Source organism: Pseudomonas sp. SIMBA_041 (assembly GCF_046535095.1).
In the GTDB taxonomy this organism is placed as follows: Bacteria; Pseudomonadota; Gammaproteobacteria; order Pseudomonadales; family Pseudomonadaceae; genus Aquipseudomonas; species Aquipseudomonas mucoides.
Genome location: NZ_JAWRXJ010000013.1, coordinates 63,152 through 83,697, shown reverse-complemented (window position 1 = coordinate 83,697; position 20,546 = coordinate 63,152). Strand labels below are relative to the sequence as shown.

The 20,546-nt window shown below is 60.4% G+C and carries 23 protein-coding genes; 15 read left to right on the top strand and 8 right to left on the bottom strand.

The features are described from left to right. Positions 1-63: 63 nt before the first annotated feature. Positions 64-423, top strand: coding sequence for a hypothetical protein (locus SB725_RS26750; RefSeq protein WP_228759015.1), 360 nt, complete (start codon positions 64-66; stop codon positions 421-423). Positions 424-447: 24 nt separating this feature from the next. Here SB725_RS26750 and SB725_RS26745 read toward each other — a convergent pair whose 3' ends face one another. Further along, positions 448-1,383 (bottom strand): LysR family transcriptional regulator, encoded by a 936-nt coding sequence (locus SB725_RS26745; RefSeq protein ID WP_194941053.1) that lies wholly within the window; start codon positions 1,381-1,383, stop codon positions 448-450. A gap of 112 nt (positions 1,384-1,495) precedes the next feature. Between SB725_RS26745 and SB725_RS26740 the strand changes: the two genes are divergently transcribed. The 3 genes from SB725_RS26740 to SB725_RS26730 all read left to right on the top strand — a co-directional run bounded on the left by SB725_RS26740 (position 1,496) and on the right by SB725_RS26730 (position 2,676). Next, the gene (locus tag SB725_RS26740; RefSeq protein WP_027925436.1) at positions 1,496-1,981 is read left to right on the top strand and encodes a DMT family transporter; all 486 of its coding nucleotides are present in this window, start codon (positions 1,496-1,498) and stop codon (positions 1,979-1,981) included. After that, on the top strand, positions 1,981-2,436 hold the full coding sequence (locus SB725_RS26735) for a DMT family transporter (RefSeq protein WP_194941052.1): 456 nt from the start codon (positions 1,981-1,983) through the stop codon (positions 2,434-2,436). The genes SB725_RS26740 and SB725_RS26735 overlap by 1 nt, the downstream gene beginning before the upstream one ends. Positions 2,437-2,508: 72 nt before the next feature. Continuing rightward, the gene (locus SB725_RS26730) at positions 2,509-2,676 is read left to right on the top strand and encodes a metallothionein (protein WP_081744005.1); all 168 of its coding nucleotides are present in this window, start codon (positions 2,509-2,511) and stop codon (positions 2,674-2,676) included. Positions 2,677-2,847: 171 nt separating this feature from the next. On the opposite strand, the gene SB725_RS26725 is transcribed toward SB725_RS26730, so the two are convergent. Then, on the bottom strand, positions 2,848-3,075 hold the full coding sequence (locus tag SB725_RS26725; protein ID WP_027925433.1) for a DUF6555 family protein: 228 nt from the start codon (positions 3,073-3,075) through the stop codon (positions 2,848-2,850). A 146-nt stretch (positions 3,076-3,221) separates the two neighbouring features. Between SB725_RS26725 and SB725_RS26720 the strand changes: the two genes are divergently transcribed. From SB725_RS26720 to mnmH, 5 genes are all read left to right on the top strand, one after another. Beyond that, the gene (locus SB725_RS26720) at positions 3,222-4,001 is read left to right on the top strand and encodes an AraC family transcriptional regulator (RefSeq protein WP_194941051.1); all 780 of its coding nucleotides are present in this window, start codon (positions 3,222-3,224) and stop codon (positions 3,999-4,001) included. A 107-nt stretch (positions 4,002-4,108) separates the two neighbouring features. Next, on the top strand, positions 4,109-4,282 hold the full coding sequence (locus tag SB725_RS26715) for a DUF1427 family protein (RefSeq protein WP_410922836.1): 174 nt from the start codon (positions 4,109-4,111) through the stop codon (positions 4,280-4,282). 28 nt (positions 4,283-4,310) lie between these two features. Next, positions 4,311-5,267, top strand: coding sequence for a zinc-binding alcohol dehydrogenase family protein (locus SB725_RS26710; protein WP_027925431.1), 957 nt, complete (start codon positions 4,311-4,313; stop codon positions 5,265-5,267). Positions 5,268-5,477: 210 nt separating this feature from the next. After that, positions 5,478-6,512 carry a selenide, water dikinase SelD gene (selD, locus tag SB725_RS26705; protein ID WP_027925430.1) on the top strand — a complete coding sequence of 345 codons (1,035 nt, stop codon included), beginning with the start codon at positions 5,478-5,480 and terminating at the stop codon, positions 6,510-6,512. Then, positions 6,512-7,615 carry a tRNA 2-selenouridine(34) synthase MnmH gene (gene mnmH, locus SB725_RS26700; RefSeq protein ID WP_027925429.1) on the top strand — a complete coding sequence of 368 codons (1,104 nt, stop codon included), beginning with the start codon at positions 6,512-6,514 and terminating at the stop codon, positions 7,613-7,615. The genes selD and mnmH overlap by 1 nt, the downstream gene beginning before the upstream one ends. 125 nt (positions 7,616-7,740) lie before the next feature. Here mnmH and SB725_RS26695 read toward each other — a convergent pair whose 3' ends face one another. Both SB725_RS26695 and SB725_RS26690 read right to left on the bottom strand, forming a co-directional pair. Then, positions 7,741-8,796 carry a permease gene (locus SB725_RS26695; RefSeq protein ID WP_027925428.1) on the bottom strand — a complete coding sequence of 352 codons (1,056 nt, stop codon included), beginning with the start codon at positions 8,794-8,796 and terminating at the stop codon, positions 7,741-7,743. A gap of 91 nt (positions 8,797-8,887) precedes the next feature. Continuing rightward, entirely contained in the window at positions 8,888-9,559 is a 672-nt protein-coding gene (locus SB725_RS26690) for a histidine phosphatase family protein (protein WP_410922834.1), read from the bottom strand. 373 nt (positions 9,560-9,932) lie between these two features. Here SB725_RS26690 and SB725_RS26685 point away from each other — a divergent pair, with 373 nt between their 5' ends. The 3 genes from SB725_RS26685 (at position 9,933) to hemB (ending at position 12,706) form a co-directional block, all read left to right on the top strand. Next, positions 9,933-10,631: a glutathione S-transferase family protein gene (locus tag SB725_RS26685; RefSeq protein WP_027925425.1), complete on the top strand. Its 699-nt coding sequence runs from the start codon at positions 9,933-9,935 to the stop codon at positions 10,629-10,631. 24 nt (positions 10,632-10,655) lie between these two features. Continuing rightward, on the top strand, positions 10,656-11,498 hold the full coding sequence (locus SB725_RS26680; protein ID WP_059182473.1) for a PhzF family phenazine biosynthesis protein: 843 nt from the start codon (positions 10,656-10,658) through the stop codon (positions 11,496-11,498). A 233-nt stretch (positions 11,499-11,731) separates the two neighbouring features. Continuing rightward, complete coding sequence (gene hemB, locus SB725_RS26675) at positions 11,732-12,706, top strand: porphobilinogen synthase (RefSeq protein WP_027925423.1); 975 nt, start codon at positions 11,732-11,734, stop codon at positions 12,704-12,706. A gap of 123 nt (positions 12,707-12,829) precedes the next feature. Here the strand turns inward: hemB and SB725_RS26670 are convergent, their stop codons facing one another. Continuing rightward, positions 12,830-14,365, bottom strand: a complete 1,536-nt coding sequence (locus SB725_RS26670) for an FAD-dependent oxidoreductase (RefSeq protein ID WP_059182474.1) — start codon at positions 14,363-14,365, stop codon at positions 12,830-12,832. Between the two features lie 184 nt (positions 14,366-14,549). Between SB725_RS26670 and SB725_RS26665 the strand changes: the two genes are divergently transcribed. Continuing rightward, positions 14,550-15,644: a DUF1615 domain-containing protein gene (locus SB725_RS26665; RefSeq protein ID WP_027925421.1), complete on the top strand. Its 1,095-nt coding sequence runs from the start codon at positions 14,550-14,552 to the stop codon at positions 15,642-15,644. A gap of 80 nt (positions 15,645-15,724) precedes the next feature. On the opposite strand, the gene SB725_RS26660 is transcribed toward SB725_RS26665, so the two are convergent. Beyond that, the gene (locus tag SB725_RS26660; RefSeq protein WP_059182476.1) at positions 15,725-16,087 is read right to left on the bottom strand and encodes a hypothetical protein; all 363 of its coding nucleotides are present in this window, start codon (positions 16,085-16,087) and stop codon (positions 15,725-15,727) included. Between the two features lie 261 nt (positions 16,088-16,348). Here SB725_RS26660 and SB725_RS26655 point away from each other — a divergent pair, with 261 nt between their 5' ends. Then, positions 16,349-16,972, top strand: coding sequence for a glutathione S-transferase N-terminal domain-containing protein (locus tag SB725_RS26655; RefSeq protein WP_059182478.1), 624 nt, complete (start codon positions 16,349-16,351; stop codon positions 16,970-16,972). A gap of 115 nt (positions 16,973-17,087) precedes the next feature. Here the strand turns inward: SB725_RS26655 and SB725_RS26650 are convergent, their stop codons facing one another. Continuing rightward, positions 17,088-17,528: a CBS domain-containing protein gene (locus tag SB725_RS26650; RefSeq protein ID WP_007944798.1), complete on the bottom strand. Its 441-nt coding sequence runs from the start codon at positions 17,526-17,528 to the stop codon at positions 17,088-17,090. A gap of 222 nt (positions 17,529-17,750) precedes the next feature. Here SB725_RS26650 and SB725_RS26645 point away from each other — a divergent pair, with 222 nt between their 5' ends. Further along, the gene (locus SB725_RS26645) at positions 17,751-20,111 is read left to right on the top strand and encodes a DNA polymerase II (protein WP_410922869.1); all 2,361 of its coding nucleotides are present in this window, start codon (positions 17,751-17,753) and stop codon (positions 20,109-20,111) included. On the opposite strand, the gene SB725_RS26640 is transcribed toward SB725_RS26645, so the two are convergent. Next, a complete protein-coding gene (locus SB725_RS26640) occupies positions 20,076-20,546 on the bottom strand; it encodes a DUF1810 domain-containing protein (protein WP_194941048.1) in 471 nt (156 codons plus the stop codon). The genes SB725_RS26645 and SB725_RS26640 overlap by 36 nt on opposite strands.

Here is a 20,546-nt window from a genome sequence, read left to right as displayed (position 1 = left end):
TTGCTACTTGGTGTGATCTTTTTGGTGTGTGTTTTTTTTAATGATTCATCGAGGTCTCAAAGTATGAAAATGATCAAAACTAAAGAGCCAATGCTCATTGAAGGTCCTGAAGGCGATGAAAACTACTATGTGTTACCGACCGGTGTAACTCTTTACTACGACAAAAGCTTCCCTGAAGGGCATGATCGCTACATTGTCTACTTTAATCATAAGGGCGTGATTGCACATGAAGATGTCCCGATGAAGCCCGAGTACAAGGGGAACTTTGTTGCGCCTCTTTGGATGTCCAATGTTGATGCGGATGCTTTAAAGAAAATGTTTAAGCGTTTTCCTCTATCCAAGGAAGATGTCGCCGCGGCCATAAAGGCCAATGAAATCACCAAAGATGATTTGGCCGATATCATTCGTTCCATGCCGGAGTAATTGCATCCCTTGCAGGGCAGGTCGCTACGGCCTGTCCCAATACGGCACCACCCCAAAGCACTCGACAAAGAAATCAATCACCGTCCGCACCTTCACCGACAATCGTCGGCTGCCCGGCCACAGCACCGCAATCTGTTGCGGCTCCAGGCTGTTGGAGACCTGAAATTCCCCCAGCACCGGCACCAGCGTGCCTTCGCGCACTGCTTCACCAATCAGCCATGACGGAAACATCACCAGCCCCAACCCTTGCTCAGCCGCTTGCACCAAGGTGTCGGCGTGGTTGCCGGTGATCGGCCCTTTGACCGAGTAGGGCGCCCAGTCCTGCTGATCCTTGCGGAAAAACCAGCGTTGCAGGCCGGTCGCGCCTTTGTAAGCCAGGCATTGATGCGCCGCGAGGTCTTCAGGGCGTTGCGGCGTGCCGTGGCGTTCGAGGTAGGCCGGGCTGGCGGCGACTTGAAAGCGGTGCGGCGCGAGGATCCGTGCCTGCATGCTGGAGTCGTGCAGCGGGCCGATGCGAAACAGCAGGTCGGCGCCTTCTTGCAGCGGGTCGATGTAATGGTCGGTTTGCTGGATATCCAGCTGCAGCTTCGGATAGCGCTCGCACAATTGCCCCAGCCACGGCGTCAGGTGTCGTTGGCCGAACACCACGGGGGCGTTGATCCGCACCAGTCCGCTGGGTTCACTTTGCTGTTCCTGCAAGGCTTGTTCGGCTTCTTCCAGTTGCACCAGCACCCGCCGCGCATGATGACCGAGCATGCGCCCGGCTTCGGTGGGCGTGACGGCGCGAGTGTGGCGGTAGAGCAATTGCTGGCTCAGGGCCTGTTCCATTAGCTGGATCTGCCGGGAAATCGAAGAGGGCGCCAGACCCTCGCGCCGTGCCACTTCTGAAAAACTGCCGTGGTCGAGCACAGCGACAAACAGCCGAAGCGCCTTGAACCCGAGTTCGTTGAGACCGTGCATGGTTCATCCTGCTGTGCGGATTACGCAAAAGTGTTGTCAGAATGCTCCCATTTATCGCAAAGCTCTGCCACCGGATAATGCCGGCCATTGTTTCTACAGGCAGGTTTCCTTTATGCAAGCGTCTTCAATCGACACCGCGGTCACACCCGCGACCAAACCAGGGCTGCGGCTATTGCTGTTGCCGTTGGTGATCCTCGCGGGCATGGGCCTTTCCGTGGAGGCGGGGTTACTCGGGCCGCTCGGGGTCCAGGTTGGGCATTTATGGGCGACGTTGAGCATCTTCGGGGTCGGCTCGGCGATTCTGTTTTTGCTGCTGTTGTTCAGCGGCCCGCAACAAGGCCCGGCGTTGAACACTTTGCCGCGCTGGCAATTGATCGGCGGCTTTCTCGGGCCGATTTATGTGGTGGTGCTGACCCTGGCCACGCCGCACATCGGCATTGCGATGACCATGATCGCGATTCTCTGCGGGCAGGTCGGCAAAAGCGTACTGATCGATCACTTCGGCTGGTTCGGCACGAGCCGCAAAAAGGTCAACGGTGAACGCTGGCTGGCGTTGCTGCTGATTGTCGTGGCACTTGTTTTGATCGCTCGGGGTTAATGATGAATCTGATTATTTTGTTGGCCGTGATCGTCGCGGCGGGTGCGGTGCTGAGTGTGCAGGCGGCGATCAATGGCCGTCTGGGCGAAACGGTGGGCGTGTTGCGCAGCAGTTTGCTGACCTTCGTGGTGGGCGCGGTGGTCACCGGTCTGCTGATCCTGTTTTTCGAACCGGCGCAGGCCTTGAGTTTGCTGGACGTGCCGAAATGGCAGCTCAGTGGCGCGCTGTTCGGTGTGGTGTACATGATGGTCATGGTCGGCGCGGTGCCCAGGGTCGGCACAGCGGTGGCGACCGTGGCGGTGATCGTCGGGCAACTGGGCATGGGCATGCTGATCGACAATTTCGGCTGGCTGGGCAATCCGGCCATCGATTTGTCGAACAGCCGGATCGTGGCAATGGTGTGCCTGGGGCTGGCGCTGGTGTTCATGTATCGCAGCAGCACCCGGCAGGCCTGACACAAACTCCTACACTGGTAAGACGGGCCGCGTCTGCGGCATCCCGACGACCACACCAATGGAGTCTGACTCATGATCAGCAGTGACAGTATCTGCGATTGTCCCAAATGCTCGTGCAAGCTGGGCGAGCATCCGATAGCGCGCCACGGTAAGCACTATTGCTGCGAGGCCTGCGCCAAGCACCATGAGCACGGCGAAGAATGCTCCAGCAAGGGCTGCAAGTGTGCTCACGAGAAGTAGTGCATAAAAAAGTGGAGCCTGATCGGGAAGGCCAATCAACCCGAATCAATGTGGGAGCGAGCTTGCTAGCGATAGCGGACTGTCAGTCACTTACCTGTTGAAAGTGCCGACGCCATCGCGAGCAAGCTCACTCCCACAAGGTTCCAGTCGCTTGATCGGGCCCCCACTTCATTAACTCGCCGGCCGCCACTTCACATTCTCGACCCCGAATTTCTCCGCCATCGGTTTGCTGGTCTTTTGCACCTTCTCTCGGCCGAATCGCGGGATCCTGCCCACTCCGGCGTCGCAGCTTGCCCAATGCCAAGCTTCCGCGTTGTCCATCTTGTCCAGGCGGATGATGAATGACTTGGGGACGCCATGAAGGGTGTATTCAATGACGAATAGTTTTGCGTTGTTCATAAAGCCCGTATTCCTCCCTGTGGTAATAGAAGGATCATTGGGGTTACGGAAAATTCAGTCTTATTGTCAGACGGTGGCAGCCAGTGGCGACAAGGCCTCGGGCTGGTTACCATGCAAGACCTGAAAACCTCAATGATTGCTGCCCCATGGCCCTTGCCGCGCCCCCTGACCTGAGTGACACCGATGTGCCCGTGCAACCGCTGGCGCGCACTTATCCGCGCGGCCTGTATATCGAGCCGCACGAGCATGTCTGGGGCCAATTGCTGTATGCGATGAGCGGGGTAATGTGGGTTGAAACGCCCCATGAGGCGCTGGTGGTGCCGCCGCAGCGGGCGGTATGGCTACCGCCGGGCATGCCTCACGGGATTCGTGTGGTGTCGGACTTGCAGATGCGCAACATCTACCTGCGGCCGTCCCTGGCCGCCACGCTGGACAACACGGTCCAGGTCATCGAAGTCGGCGGCTTGCTGCGTGAATTGATCGTCGGCTTGGTCGAACAGGGTAACGATGGTGCGCCCGAGTATTACGAAGCACTGGTCGGCCTGGCGCTGTTGGAGCTTAGACGAGCCAGGCGCTCTCTGTTGAAAATCCCGTTGCCGGATGATTCCGACCGGCGCCTGATGAACCTCTGTCAGGCGGTCATGGTCGCGCCTTCGCTGGACATCCCGTTCGAACAACACGCTGAAAACGCCGGTGCCAGCGTGCGCACCCTGGCGCGGTTGTTCAAGGAGGGGCTGGGCATGGGCTTCGCCGAATGGCGACGACAGGTGCAACTGGCGACGGCGGTGGCCGAGCTGATTCAGGGCGTGTCGGTCAGCGCAATTGCCCGCGAGCTGGGCTATTCACCGAGCAGCTTCAGCGACATGTTCCGTCGGGAACTGGGCATCGCGCCTTCACAATTTTCCAGCCATATCCAAACCTTGTAGCAGCTGGGATATGGGTGCTTTGGCCGAAATTCAGAAGCACTTGGCCGGTGCCCGCTGTCACCTCGCACTAGACTTTGGGCCTGTCTTCATTGCCCCCGGAGTCCGCCATGAGCTACCTCATCTCGCTGGTCATCGGTCTGGGCGTCGGTTTGGTCTACGGCGCGCTGGACTTTCGTTCCCCCGCACCACCGGCCATCGCGCTGGTCGGGCTGCTCGGCATGCTGGCCGGTGAAAAGTTGTGGCCCATGGGCCGGCAACTGGTCGCTGGCTGGATCTCCTGAACCGTTCATTTACTCCATGGAAACGCTCATGAAAGCATTGCAGTTCGACAAAACCGGCGACCTCTCGGCCTTGCGCTACGTTGACGTGCCGACGCCCGTTCCCGGCGCCGATGAAGTACTGGTGCAGATCAAGGCCGCCGGCCTCAACCCCAGCGACGTGAAGAACGTGCTGGGACGTTTCCCCTACACCACGCTGCCACGGATTCCCGGTCGGGATTTTGCCGGTGTCGTGGTTGAAGGCCCGCAGGCGCTGATCGGCCAGGCAGTCTGGGGCACCGGGCGTGAACTGGGGTTCTTTGCCGACGGCTCCCATGCGCAATTCGTCAAGCTGCCGGCCAACGGCGTGGCGCTCAAACCGACCCACCTGAGTTTTGCCCAGGCCGCCAGCCTCGGCGTGCCCTACACCACGGCGTGGGATGCGTTGGAGCGCAGCCTGGTGACGGCGCAAACGCGCTTGTTAGTGATCGGTGGCGGGGCGGTGGGCAGCGCGGCGTTGGCGCTGGCCAAGGTACGCGGCGCCCAGGTGCTGGCGGCGGCGCGGCGACCGGAGCAGGTCAAGGAATTGCAGGCTCAGGGTTATCAGACGCTGCAACTGGATAAGCCGGAGGACTTGGGCGCCCAGGTGAACGCCGTGTATCGCGGCGGCGCCGACGTGATTTTCGACACCACCGGGTTCTGGCTGCCGGCCTCGGTCGCGGCCCTGGCAACCTTCGGCCGCATCGCCATCATCGCCGCGCCGGTGGACGGCATGGTGCAACTGCCGGCCCTGGCGCTGTATCGCAAGGGCGGTTCGGTGGTGGGGATCAACTCGTTGCTGTATGGGGTTCAGGCGTGCGCGGCAATGCTTGATCAATTCGGTCAGTTCTTTGATCAGGATTTGTTGCCATTGCCCGAGGGCTTGTTTGAATCACCGCTGGCGGAAGGGCTGGAGCGGTATGCGGAAGTGAATCAGGGCAGCGGTGACAAGGTGATTCTGTTGCCATAACCGGCACTGATGCGGGTTGTGCCGGCCTCTTCGCGAGCAGGCTCATTCCTACAACGGATCTGTGTCGAACACTGGATTTGTGTTCACTGAAGATCAAATGCAGGAGTGAGCCTGTTCGCGATGGCTGTCTATCAGTACCTGCGATGCTCGCGCCTTGCTCCGGCCATGCTCTGCTAGAATCGGCCGCATTGATCCCACAAGGTGCACCCCATGAGCGAGCCGATTCGTCTGACCCAATACAGCCACGGCGCAGGATGCGGTTGCAAAATCTCGCCCCAGGTTCTGGAAGTGATTCTGGCCGGCAGCGGGGCGCAGAACCTCGACCCCAAACTCTGGGTCGGCAATGCGTCGCGCGATGACGCGGCGGTGTACGCCATTGATGAAGAACGCGGGGTCGTCTCGACCACGGATTTCTTTATGCCCATCGTCGACGACCCGTTCGACTTCGGCCGCATCGCCGCCACCAATGCCATCAGCGACATCTACGCCATGGGCGGCGATCCGCTGATGGCGATTGCGATCCTCGGCTGGCCGGTGAATGTGCTGGCGCCGGAGATTGCCCGGGAAGTGATTCGCGGCGGCCGCTCGGTCTGCGACGAGGCCGGAATTCCGCTGGCTGGTGGGCACTCCATCGATGCACCGGAGCCGATCTTTGGCCTGGCTGTGACCGGGCTGGTGGAAAAGCGCCACATGAAGCGCAATGACACGGCCACCGCTGGCTGCCTGCTCTACCTGACCAAGCCGCTGGGCATCGGCATCCTTACCACCGCCGAGAAGAAGGGCAAGTTGCGCACCGCCGACATCGGTCTGGCCCGCGACTGGATGTGCACCCTGAACAAACCCGGCAGCCGTTTCGGCAAGCTCGACGGCGTGACCGCGATGACTGACGTCACCGGGTTTGGTCTGCTGGGGCACCTGGTGGAAATGGCCGACGGCAGCCAACTGACCGCCCGCATTGAATACAACCGCGTGCCGCGTCTGCCCGGTGTCGAGTATTACCTCGAGCAAGGCTGCGTGCCGGGCGGGACACTGCGCAATTTCGACAGTTACGCCAGCAAACTGGGACGACTCCAGGAACTGCACAAACGCGTGCTGTGCGATCCGCAGACCAGCGGTGGCCTGCTGATTGCGGTCACGCCCGAAGGCAATGAACGGTTCCTCGCGGTGGCGGCCGAACTGGGCCTGAACCTGGAACCGATCGGTGAACTGGTTGAGCGACAGACGCACGCGGTTGAGGTGTTTTGATGTCGATCGACTTCACCGATTACCGCGAGATCTTTCTTAACGACCGGCCGATGATGGATGCGCGCGCGCCGGTGGAGTTCATCAAGGGTTCATTCCCCGGCGTGGTCAACCTGCCGCTGATGAATGACAACGAGCGCCAACGCATCGGCACTTGCTACAAGCAACACGGGCAGCAGGCGGCCATCACGTTGGGGCATCAACTGGTGTCCGGCGAGATCAAGGCTGAGCGCATCCAGGCCTGGGCCGATTTCGCCCGGGCGCACCCTGAGGGGTATCTGTATTGTTTTCGCGGCGGTTTGCGCTCGCAGATCGTCCAGCAGTGGCTCAAGGACGAGGCCGGCATTGACTATCCACGGGTCGGTGGCGGCTACAAGGCGATGCGCACCTTCTTGCTCGACACCCTCGATCAGGCCGTTGCCCAATGCGATTTCGTCTTGCTGGGCGGCATGACCGGCACCGGCAAGACTGAGGTGCTGACGCAGTTGAGCAATGGACTGGACCTTGAAGGCCACGCCAATCATCGCGGCTCCAGCTTCGGCAAGCGCGCGACCGGGCAGCCATCCAACATTGATTTCGAGAACCGTCTGGCGGTGGATGTGCTGAAAAAGCGCGCCCATGGCATCGAGCAGTTTGTGCTGGAAGACGAGAGCCGGGCGGTCGGCAGTTGCGCTTTGCCGTTGCCGCTGTATCAGGGCATGCAGCAGTTTCCGATGGTCTGGCTGGAAGACAGCCTTGAAGGGCGCGTCGAGCGGATTTTGCGCGACTACGTGGTGGACCTGTGTGCCGAATTCATTGGTGTGCATGGCGATGAGGGGTTTGCGCGGTTTTCCGAGCGCTTGCTGGAAAGCCTCAACAACGTGCAGAAACGCCTGGGTGGCGAACGCCATCGGCGGATGTTGGTGTTGATGGAGGAGGCCTTGGCGGAGCAGGGCCGAAGCGGCGCGGTGGACCTGCACCGGGGCTGGATCGAAGGGTTGCTGAGTGAATATTACGACCCGATGTATGCGTTTCAGCGGGAGAAGAAAGGCGTGCGGATTGAGTTTGCGGGAGAGAAGGCGGCGGTTCTTGAGTACCTGCGGGAGCGGGTGAATCCGCAACATTAAGGTCGTTTTGGCCGGCCCCATCGCGAGCAAGCTCGCTCCCACATTAGACCGAGATGTTTATCAAACACGGTCAAAATGTGGGAGCGAGCTTGCTCGCGATAGGACCCTTTCAGGCACCAAAGATCTTAGAGCAAAGCAGCCCCGATCAACCCGCTAACCACCCCGACCCCCATGGTCATCAGCGCCACACTCACCAGTACCCGCGCATCGAAATCCTTGCGCAGCATCAGCAGCGACGGCAGGCTGATGCTCGGCAGTGTCATCAGCAACGCCACGGCTGGAGCGGTGCCCATGCCCAGGGTCATCATGGTTTGCACGATCGGGATTTCCGCGGCGGTGGGAATCACAAACAACGTGCCGATGATCGCCAGCGGCACCAGCCAGAGCAGGCCGTTGGCCATGGCCCCGTCAATATGCGGAAACACCCAGACCCGCACCGCGCCCAGCACCATGACCGCCAGGATGTAGATCGGAATGGTGCTCCAGAACAATTGCCACAGGGTTTTACCCCAGCGCGTCAGGAACGGTTGCGTGTCCTTTTCACTGACTTCGGCGACCGCCTCGACAGCCGCTTCAGGCAGTGTTTCCGGACCGCTGATGCGCTGAGCGACCATCGACACCCCGAACACCAGCACAATCCCCGCGACCAGGCGCAACGCTGTGAACCCCCAACCCAGCACGAACCCCATGAACACCAGGGTTGCCGGGTTGAGCACCGGGTTGCCGATCCAGAAGGCCAGCGCCGCGCCGACCGAGACGTTTGAGCGACGCATGCTCGCGGCCACTGGCGCGGCGCAGCACGAGCACATCATCCCCGGCAGGGCGAACAGGCCGCCGCGCAAGGTCGACGCGAAGCTGGCGCGTCCGAACAGGCGCAGCAGCCAGTCCCGTGGAATCAACACTTGCAGCAGAGAGCCCAGAATCACCGCCAGTACGGCGGCTTTCCAGATCGCCAGGAAATACACCTTGGCATACGTCAGGGCAGCGGCCAGCGGGGCGGTTTGTTCGTCGTTGAGGATGGAGGCGCCGATGCTGTGGTTGTCAGCGGCGATGAAGGCTTTCAGGTAGTAGGGCGACCACTTGACGTAATAGAGGCCAATGCAGGCGACCAGAACGAACAGGGCGGGTTTCCACCAGAACGACCAACCCCGGGCGGGGACAGCTGCGGAAGAAAGTGACATGAAGAGAGTCCAGACAAAGGGGAGTTGGGTACATGATAGCCCGCCACTTGTCTGTCGTGGTCTTCACTGCGTGTGGGAAGTTGCCGACCGCTTAGGTCGGACACGTCTGCGAGCCGTTATCCAGCCCTTGTTTGTAACTGTGGCTGACGAGGCTGGCCTTGCCGTTGTGCCAGGTCAGGGTCAGTACGTACACCGAATCGTAGTCACTGGACTCCCAGTCCTCGGTGATGTTCTGTTTCTTGCCGACCGCCTCTCCAGCGACCTTGTTGATCAACTCGGGCAGGTAGCCGTGGGACCAGGCGGTGTAGATGATGGAGTTGTGGTACTTGTCGTGGAGCAATTCGTCCGCCAGATCGCTGGTGTCGTTGGCCGAGAACTCGATGTTCACCGGCAAGCCGAGCTTGATCGCGCTGGGGCTGATGGTCATCAGGGGGCGGATGTAGCTGTAGGAATTGTCCAGTTCGCCTTCCTCGACATTGCGCGTCGGGTTGGCGGCAAACACATAGTTGGCCTTGCCGAATTTTTCCGGCAACAAGGTGGCCAGGTCGATGGCGCGGTTGAGGCCCTGGCAATTGAGCTGGCCCAGACCGCCAGCGGGTTTTTCTGCGTGACGCAGAAACACCAGGGTCTGGGTGCCGTCCGCCGGCTGGGCGCGGCTTTCGCTGGACTCCAGCGACAAAAACAATGCGCTCGCCGCCAGCAGCGTCGGCAGGAAAATATACGCACGGTGTTTGAAGCGTTTAGCGAATCTGGACAGGTTCATCATGTGAATAAGGGATCTTCAGCGCATTCAGTTAAGGCTGACAAACCTTTACACCGCCAGCTCCCAGCTTCGGGTGTTTTCCATGTCGTTGGGCCGGTCCGTGTCCGAAAGGGCATTGCTCAGAGTCCTCTGAGCCTGTTTGGTTCGATACCGGCGGGTGCGCGGCACTTTATCGATAACCTTGAACAGGGTGCAGTCAAGGTTATCGACAAGATGTTGCGAAATTATGGACACCCTACACGTAGACGCGTTGGCAAAGGCTGACATCTTTTGATCGTCATCATCAGCGGTTTCGATAACGCGAAAAGATCGCAACCTGCGGGCGCCAATCCTGGATTATGCTCAACGCTTTATTTGGCGATGGAGGCTACCGATGACCGATCTGTCTGCGTTCCCGATTACCCGAAAATGGCCGGCTCAATACCCCGACTGGATCCAGCTGTACTCCTTGCCGACCCCCAACGGCGTCAAGGTCTCGATCATGCTCGAAGAAATCGGACTGCCCTACGAGCCGCATCGGGTGGGCTTCGACACCCAGGATCAGATGTCCCCCGAGTTTTTGTCGTTGAGCCCCAACAACAAGATCCCGGCGATCCTCGACCCGCATGGTCCCGAGGACAAACCCCTGCCATTGTTCGAGTCCGGGGCGATTCTGATTTACCTCGCCGACAAGAGCGGGCAACTGCTGGCGCAGGAATCGGCCGCGCGTTACGAGACGATTCAATGGTTGATGTTCCAGATGGGCGGCATCGGGCCGATGTTCGGCCAGGTAGGTTTCTTCAACAAGTTTGCCGGCAAGGACTACGAGGACAAACGCCCCCGCGACCGTTACGTCGAGGAAAGTAAACGTTTGTTAAAAGTTTTGGATGGACGCCTTGAAGGGCGCGACTGGATCATGGGTGAACGCTACACCATCGCCGATATCGCGACGTTCCCGTGGGTGCGCAACCTGATCGGTTTCTATGAGGCCGGCGACCTGGTGGGCATCAAGGATTTCAAGAACGTCACGCGCGTGCTGGAACGCTTTCTGTCGCGGCCGGCGGTGATCCGTGGGCTGGAAATCCCTAAATAGAGTGCCTCACGAACAAGGAAGATCATGCGTACATTCGATTTCAAGCAAGTAGATGTCTTCAGCCGCGTCGCCCTCAAGGGCAATCCGTTGGCGGTGGTGTTGGGGGCCGACGCACTCAGTGATGAACGCATGGCGGCGTTCGCGACCTGGACCAACCTCAGTGAAACCACGTTTGTGCTGGAGCCGCGCGATCCGCGGGCCGACTATCGCGTGCGGATCTTTACCACCCTGAATGAGTTGCCCTTCGCCGGTCATCCGACCCTGGGCACTTGCCATGCCTGGCTTGAGGCTGGTGGCGTGCCCAAGGGCGAGGAGATCATTCAGGAGTGCGGCGTCGGGCTGGTGCGGGTCCGTCGACAAGGCGCGGAGCTGGCCTTTCTCGCGCCACCCCTGATCAACGCCGGGCCGGTGGACGCCGAACTGGTGGAGCGCGTGCGACGCGGGCTCGGTCTGGAGGTCGGGGCGATTGTCCGGGCGCAGTGGGTGGATAACGGCGCTGGCTGGCTGGCGGTGATGGTCGCGGACCGCCAGCAGGTGCTGGAGCTGCAACCGGATCACTCGCAAATGTTGGGCCTGGCGGTCGGTGTGATTGCACCGTGGAATCCCGAGCGTGATGGGGATGAAGCGCAATTCGAAGTACGGGCCTTCATCTCCGGCGACGGCATGCCGGAAGACCCGGCGACCGGCAGTTTGAATGCCGGGATTGCGCAGTGGTTGCTTGCCGAGGGGCTGGCGCCAGCCTCCTATGTGGTGAGCCAGGGCCTGACGATGGGACGGGCGGGGCGCATTCAGGTGGATCAGGTCGGTGATGAAATCTGGATTGGTGGAGCGGTGGTGACCTGTATTTCCGGCACCCTGAAGCTCTAAACCTGTCGGGGTGAGCCTGCTCGCGATAGCGGTGTGTCAGTCACATTGATGGTGCATGTGCTATCGCTATCGCGAGCAGGCTCACTCCTACAGGGGGCTGTGTCGATCCGGGTGGATTATTGCCGAGCCGGTAAGGGTTTGTTCTGCACCTGAGGTTTGTGCCTTGTGCCTTGCAGGGCATAAGCTTCACCCCCTACGACGTTAGTCTCATCCTCTGTTTTTCAGGAATGCCCATGTCCAGCCAGTTCCCCGAAGCACGTCCACGCCGTCTGCGCCGCAATGCGAGCCTGCGCAGCCTGTTCCAGGAAACCGAGTTCAGCCTGAACGACCTGGTGCTGCCGATTTTCGTCGAGGAAGAAATCGACGACTTCGTGCCGATCAACAGCATGCCCGGCGTCATGCGCATTCCGGAGTCGAAACTGGCCGGCGAAATCGAGCGCTACGCCCGCGCCGGCATCAAGTCGGTCATGACCTTCGGCGTGTCGCATCATCTGGACAGCAGCGGCAGCGATACCTGGAGCGATAACGGGCTGGTGTCGCGCATGTCGCGGATCGCCAAGGATGCCGTGCCGGAAATGATCGTGATGTCCGACACCTGCTTCTGCGAATACACCGACCACGGCCATTGTGGCGTGATGCACAACCACGAGGTCGATAACGACCAGACCCTGATCAACCTTGGCAAGCAAGCTGTCGCCGCTGCTCGGGCCGGTGCCGATGTGATTGCCCCGTCGGCGGCCATGGACGGGCAGGTCCAGGCGATTCGCCGGGCGCTGGACGCCGCCGGTTTCAGCCAGACGGCGATCATGGCCTATTCGACCAAGTTTGCCTCGGCGCTCTACGGCCCGTTCCGTGAAGCCGGCGGTAGCGCGCTCAAGGGCGACCGCAAAAGCTATCAGATGAACCCGATGAACCGCCGCGAAGCAGTGCGCGAATCGCTGATGGACGAACAGGAAGGCGCGGATGCACTGATGGTCAAGCCGGCCGGCGCCTACCTCGACATCATCCGCGACATCCGCGAAGTATCGCGTTTGCCGCTGTCGGCGTATCAGGTCAGCGGCGAGTACGCGATGATCAAATTCGCCGCGCAAGCGGGGGCGATTGATGAGGACCGTGTGGTGCGTGAAAGCCTGGGAGCGATCAAGCGGGCGGGCGCGGATCTGATCTTCACCTACTTCGCAATGGACCTGGCCCTGGCCGGGATCTAAACCCCACCACATAACCCTGTGGGAGCGAGCTTGCTCGCGATAGCGGACGGTCAGTCACATCACTTTTGAATGTGCTAACGCCATCGCGAGCAAGCTCGCTCCCACCGTTGATTGGTGGTGACTTCAGGGCGTGCCGAAGTACGGCCGGATTCCATGATGGTTGAAGTACCGCTCAATCACCTTCGGATCGGAACACGTCTCGGCAATCGCCACATACGTATCCGGGCGCAGCAGATAAAACCCGTTACGCCCCAACCCCGCTGCTTCAAACGCCGGTCGCCAGTCAAACACATGCAAGGGCAGATGATGCTCGATACACCAGGCGATCATTTCGTCGCTGGTGTCGCCATACACGTGCACCTGCCAGGTCGGATTCCTCAGCGATTCAAAGTTGTCGCCTTCGCCGTCATGCGCCCAAGGCAGGCGATCGCCGCCGTGAACGTGCCCGGCAACGCCGGTGCTTAACGGCATGCCACGATAGTTGAGAGTGATCTGCGAGACCGTGCGAAACAGGAACTCGCGGGACGTTTCAAACGAGGCCATCTTCGGGATCAAAAACGGTGCCAGCCGTGTCCTTAGCACGTCGGCCACGCGTCCCTCGGCGGTGACGAAACTGAACACCCGGTCGGTGGTCGCGACGAGTTTGCGCGCAAAGGCGATGCGCTCGGTTTCGTAGGTGTCGAGGAGTTTGGCCTCGGCACCGCCACTCAACACCGCCGCGAATTTCCACGCCAGGTTGATCGCATCGCCAATCCCGGTGTTCATGCCCTGACCACCGGCCGGGCTGTGAACGTGGGCCGCGTCGCCCAACAAAAAGGCGCGGCCGGTGCGAAAGTGATCGGCCACCCGGTGATGCACGCGATAGGTCGAGAACCAGTTCACCTGCTCGATCTGCACCTGCAGATGTTCGATGGCCCGGCTGCTGACGTCCTCGAAACGCAGGGTTTCAGCCCGGTCGGCGCGCTCGTCGCGCACGGTGCCGATCAACCGCGCGCGCCCGCTGCCGGCGAGCGGAAACACGGCGAGGAAGTCCGCTTCATCAAGGTCCACGTGCAGTTCGCCGTTGAGTGCCGGCCCGCTGGCCTGCACATCCGCCACGTAGAAAATCTGTTGGTAGGTGCCACCGGGAAACCCGGTGTCCAGCTTTTTACGCACTATCGAACGGGCACCATCACAACCGGCCAGGTAACACGCCTGGCAGGTTTCCTGTTGGCCATCGGGCAGGCGCAAGTGGGCGGTGATGCCATCGCCGGTTTCCTCGAAGTCCTCCAGTTCGGTGCCGCGTTCCACCTTGATGCCGAAGGTTTCAAGACGCTCGATCAGTAAGCGTTCGTGCTGGTCTTGTGGAAAGATTTCCATGAACGAATAGGGTGTCAGGCCTGCGCCGATGTTGCTCAGTGGCAATCGTGCAACCGATTCACCGCTGACCCAGAAATTTGCTGCCGCCACGCGATGGCCGTTTTGCACCACGGCTTCGCTGAGGTCGAGCTGGCGATACAGCTCCAGCGTGCGCGCCTGGACTGCCAGCGCACGCGACGTGGTGCCGGGCGCCGACGTCTTGTCGATAATCCGCACGCGGATCCCCAGTTTGCTCAACCACAGCGCCAGGACCAGCCCGGTCGGGCCGGCGCCGACGATCAGTACGTCGCTACGGTGCATGAGCCTGTCTCCTCGGTGACTGGCTCAAGTATGGTTCAGGCGCAGTCGGCCGGAAGGCTGACCGCCCAACGGAAAAAGGCCCCGCTGACATGACGATGGAACAGGGCGCGGCCGCAAGAGTCATAGCCTGCGCCATGCCATTGGTCGTATGGTTAACCCGGCTCAACGGATTTGATGGAGCACCATGCAAGCCAATCGATTGATCATGGGCGGCGCGGCGCTGTTGCTGCTGGCCGGTTGCGGCACTCAGCACCCGCAGGAACAGCCCGCGCGCCCGCCCGCCGAGGTCAAGGCCGAAATCGTGCGCTTGCTGCCGGCCAAAACCACGGATCGCCAAGGGTGGGCCACGGACATCTACGCCGCCTTCGCCGCCCAGAATATTTATCCGTCCACGCAAAACCTGTGTTCGGTGCTCGCCGTGACCGAGCAGGAATCCACCTTCCAGGTCGACCCGCCTGTGCCGGGCCTGGGCAAGATCGCCCGGGACGAAATCGACCGTCGCGCCGCTAAAGTCCACATCCCCAGCCTGTTGATCAGCGGCGCGCTGCAGGTGAAGTCACCCAACGGCAAAAGCTACAGCGACCGCCTCAACGCGGCGCGCAGTGAAAAGGAACTCAGCGCGATTTTCGATGATTTCATTGGCATGGTGCCCTTGGGCAAGACCCTGTTCGGTGGCTTCAATCCGGTACACACCGCCGGGCCGATGCAGGTCAGTATCGAGTTCGCCGAACAGCAGGCGAAGAACTATCCGTACCCGGTGGAAGGCTCGATTCGCCACGAGGTATTCACTCGGCGCGGCGGCATGTACTTCGGCATCGCCCATTTGCTCGGTTATCCGGTGAGCTACACGCAACCGTTGTATCGCTTCGCTGATTTCAATGCCGGTTGGTACGCCAGCCGCAATGCGGCGTTTCAGAACGCGTTGAGCCGGGTGTCAGGCATCCCGTTGGCGCTGGATGGCGACTTGGTCCGGTATGACTCGATCATGCCCGGTACCACGGAAGTGGCGGTGCGCAGCCTTGGCAAGCCGTTGGGGATGCGCAATACGACCATTCGCAATCAATTGGAGGAGGGCAAAAGCCTGAAATTCGAGGAGACGGAACTCTACCGGCGAGTGTTTGCGTTGGCCGATCAGGCCGAGGGCAGGGCATTGCCTCGTGCCGTGTTGCCGGGGATCGAACTGCAAAGCCCGAAAATCACCCGCAAGCTCACCACGGCATGGTTTGCCAAGCGCGTCGATGAGCGTTATCAGCGTTGCATGAAGCGGGCTGGCCAGTAACCCTGATCGAACCAGAGGCGTAAAAAAACCCGGCGGGTCAGGCCGGGTTTTTCATTGAGTACTGCGGTAAACCCCTGCATTTATGCCGCGCGGCTTTCGATCAGACGGTCGGAACCACCTTCGGCAACGCGGTTCTGCATCAGATGATCGGAGCCATCAGCGGCTACGCGGTTCTCGATCAGATGGTCAGAACCATCAGCAGCAACGCGGTTTTCCATCAGATGATCCGAACCATCAGCGGCTACACGGTTTTCGATCAAGCGATCCGAACCATCAGCGGCCACACGATTCTCGATCAAACGATCCGAACCACCTTCAGCCACTCGGCTTTCAATCAGGCGATCCGAGCCGCCTTCAGCGACCACAGGTTGAGCAGAGGTTGCGGCAAAAGCGTTAACTGCAAAGACCGAGAAAGCGATAGCGAGGATAGTTTGGCGTTTCATGATGGTGTGCTCCGGGGTGTTTATGGGTTGGTATGGAGCGGATGTTACGCCGAGGATTTTTTATGAGAACTTCATTCATGTGATGGTGAACATCGACGGTATTGATAGCCCCTGTGAGTCACCCCACGCGGGCGTGATGGTTCAGTCGTCGGATGGTACGGGTAGGGCGGATCGACGCTTCTACACTGATTAGCTGGATCACCACGACCGGCAGGTGACGCCTCTCATGACCCCATTCCCGTCTCGCCAGGAGGCCGCACCATGTATCAACTTTATGGACACCAGAATTCCGGCGCGGCGGCGATAGAAGCGGCGCTGGAGCTGTGCGAAATTCCTTATCGCTTCATCGACGTCGAGTTGTCCTCGGAGGCAGCCCAGGCACTGGAGAAGCTCAACCGGCTCAAGCAGATTCCAACGCTGCAGCTGCCCGATGGCAGCATCCTGACCGAAAGTGCGGCGATCCTGATTCATCTCGGGCTGACCTTTCCCAAGTCGAACCTGTTGCCGACACTGCCCGCCGACCGCGATCAGGCGATCCGCGGCCTCACGTACATCGTCAGCAATTGCTACGCAGCCATCGGCATCATCGATTACCCCGAACGCTGGCTGGCCGAGACGGATGAGGCGTCCAGGCAAAACCTCACGGCCGGCGCCCGCGCGCGATTGCACTGGAGCTGGGAGGTGTTTGCCGATCAGTTTTCCGGCGAGCTGTATCTGGGGGATGAGACGCCGGGCGCACTGGATGTGCTGGCGGCGGTGGTGTCGCGGTGGGCCGGCAGCCGTGAGCATTTACGCAACACCCGTCCCGGTTTTTTCGCGTGGCTGGAGCGCATCGACCGGCACCCGACACTGGCCCCGGTCTTCGCGCGGCATTGGCCAGTGTGAACACCGAATAACAACCTGCTCGCGATGGCGGTGTATCAGTCAGCCTATTCATTAACTGACATACCGCCATCGCGAGCAGGCTCACTCCTACATTTTGATCCAGGGTGTCTTCGGATTACTCACCGCGGATGTACTGCTCCAGCTGGCGAATCAGTTCGGCCTGTTCGGCAATCGCTTCCTTGACCAGGTCGCCGATCGACAGCAAGCCAATCAACTTGCCGTTCTCCACCACCGGCAGGTGACGCAGGCGTCGGTCGGACATGATGCCCAGGCAGGTGTCGACGGTTTGATGGGTGTCCACGGTGATCACCGGGGACACCATGATGTCGCGCACCGGCGTGCCCACCGAAGAACGGCCATGCAGCACCAGTTTGCGTGCGTAATCACGTTCACTGATGATGCCCAGCACCTCGTCATTTTCCACCACCAGCAAGGCGCCGACGTTTTTCTCGGCCATCTTCATCAGCGCTTCCAGCACCATGTGATCAGGTTTGATCTGGTGCACTTCCTGATTCTTCTGATCTTTGAGCTTGAGCAGTTGGGCGACGGTTTTCATGGTGGCTTCTCGGGTGTTGTCGTTGTTCTTGAAGAATCGTAGACCCAAGCGCTGAGGGCAAGAGTGAAAGCGGCAGATAAGACTCAAAAAACGCCATTCAGCGGTATTTTTTCGGTAAACCGCGGTTAAACCCTATGAGAAAGTCGAAAGTGGCGCGCATGACCCGCTGCCCCTTGATGACGCGTAGAATTGCCGCCTGAATCAAATCGAGAGGTTGCAGTGGTGGATTTACAGCAGGGCTTCGTCCTGACCCGGCATTGGCGCGACACCCCGGCCGGCACGGAAGTCGAGTTCTGGCTGGCGACCGACAGTGGTCCCCGGCGCATCCGCCTGCCTCATCAGCCGTCGGTGGCGTTCATTCCAGCCGCCCAGCGCGAACAGGCGCAAGAGGTGCTGCGCGGCGAGAAAGACGTCGAACTAAAGCCCCTGGCCCTGCTGGATTTCGAGCATCGTCCGGTGCTCGGCCTGTATTGCCAGCAGCACGGTCAGTTGATGCGCCTGGAAACCGCGCTGCGCAAGGCCGGCGTCGAGATGTTCGAGGGCGACGTTCGCCCGCCCGAGCGCTACATGATGGAACGGTTCATCACCGCGCCAGTGATCTTTGGTGGGTCGCCCGATGCGCAAGGCCTGCTGCTCGACGCGCAGATGAAACCCGACCCGAAATACCGGCCCAACCTGCGGCTGGTCTCGCTGGATATCGAGACCACCGAACAAGGCGAGTTGTATTCCATTGCCCTGGAAGGCTGCGGCGAACGCCAGGTGTACATGCTCGGGCCGCCCAATGGTGACGCCAGCGCGGTGGATTTCCAGCTTGAATACTGCGACTCGCGAACCGTGCTGCTGAAAAAACTCAACGAATGGTTTGCCCGCCACGACCCCGACGCGATCATCGGCTGGAACGTCGTGCAGTTCGACCTTCGCGTCCTCCACGAACACGCCCGACGCCTGGGCGTACCGCTCAAGCTTGGGCGCGGCGGCGAAGAAATGCAGTGGCGCGAACACGGCAGCCGCAACCATTACTTCGCGTCAGCCGCGGGGCGCCTGATCATCGACGGCATCGAATCCCTGCGCTCGGCAACCTGGAACTTCCCCTCGTTCAGCCTGGAGAACGTCGCGCAAACCTTGCTCGGTGAGGGCAAGGCGATCAGCACGCCGTACCAGCGCATGGACGAAATCAACCGCATGTTCGCCGAGGACAAACCGGCCCTCGCCACTTACAACCTCAAAGACTGTGAGCTGGTCACACGGATTTTCGCCAAGACCGAACTGCTGACCTTCTTGCTGGAGCGTGCCAGCGTCACCGGTTTGCCGGCGGACCGCAGCGGTGGTTCGGTGGCGGCGTTCACTCACCTGTACATGCCGCTGATGCACCGTCAGGGCTTTGTCGCGCCGAATCTGGGCGGCAAGTCACCACGGGCCAGTCCCGGCGGTTTTGTCATGGACTCGCAGCCGGGCCTGTACGAATCGGTGCTGGTGCTCGACTACAAAAGCCTCTATCCGTCGATCATCCGCACCTTCCTGATCGACCCGGTGGGGCTGATCGAAGGCTTGCAGCATCCCGACGACAGCGACTCTGTGCCGGGTTTTCGCGGGGCACGTTTTTCACGAACCCGGCATTGCCTGCCGGCCATCGTCGCCCGGGTCGCCGAAGGCCGCGAAACCGCAAAACGCGAACACAACGCGCCACTGTCTCAGGCGCTGAAGATCATCATGAATGCCTTCTACGGCGTACTCGGCTCCAGCGGCTGCCGTTTCTTCGACACACGGCTGGCGTCGTCGATTACCTTGCGTGGCCACGAAATCATGCTGCGTACCCGGCAACTGATCGAGGCCCAGGGTCACACGGTGATCTACGGCGACACCGACTCCACCTTTGTCTGGCTGCGCCGCGCCCACGGTCAGGAGGAGGCCGCGCAGATTGGCCACGCGCTGGTCGACCACGTCAACCAGTGGTGGCGCGAACATGTGCATGCGGAATACGGGCTGGAAAGTGCCCTGGAATTACAGTTTGAAACCCACTACAAACGCTTTCTGATGCCGACCATCCGTGGCGCGGAGGAGGGCAGCAAGAAGCGTTACGCCGGCCTGGTGACCCGCGCCGATGGCACGGATGAAATGGTCTACAAAGGCCTGGAAACCGTGCGCACCGACTGGTCGCCACTGGCCCGGCAATTCCAGCAGGAGCTGTACTCGCGGATCTTCCACCGCAAGCCGTATCAGGACTACGTGCGCGATTACGTGCAAAAGACCCTGGCCGGCGAGTTCGATGATCGCCTGATCTACCGCAAGCGCCTGCGCCGTACCCTCGACGACTATGAGCGCAACGTGCCGCCCCACGTGCGTGCCGCGCGCATCGCCGATGACTTCAACGACCGCCAGGGCCGTCCGCGTCAGTACCAGAACGGCGGCTGGATCAGCTACGTGATCACCGTTGCCGGGCCCGAACCGCTGGAGATTCGCAGCGCCCCGATCGACTACGACCATTACGTCACCCGGCAACTGCAACCGGTGGCGGACGCGATCCTGCCGTTTGTCGACGATGACTTCTCAACCCTGATTGGTGGGCAAATGGGCCTGTTTTAAGTCCAGCAATGAAAGCGTCCAGTCATCCCGTATGCCGTGGAAATACTGTTCAAGGGCCTGGTCAAAGAGGCTGTTGTCCGGAGCGACCTGGGCAAACAGCGTCATTGAAGAGTGGAACTTGAGGTCATCGGGATGACCGAAAATCTCGGCGATCGAGCGCTGTTTGATGTTCAGGACCAATTGCGTGCACGTCCGCAATCGTGGACCCAGCAATGAATGCTCCAGATACGCCGCGGCTTCCTCTTTGGAGCGAATGGCAAAGTATCGGGACATTTCGCTGCCCCCCAACCCGGCAAGCTGCGGAAAGATGAACCACATCCAGTGACGGCGTTTTTGACCGGCACTCAGTTCTTCCTGAACCCACTCAAAGACCGGGTCTTGAGCCTGGACGAAACGTGGCAAGTTAAAAGCATCGAGCTGATCGGTGCTTCGCAT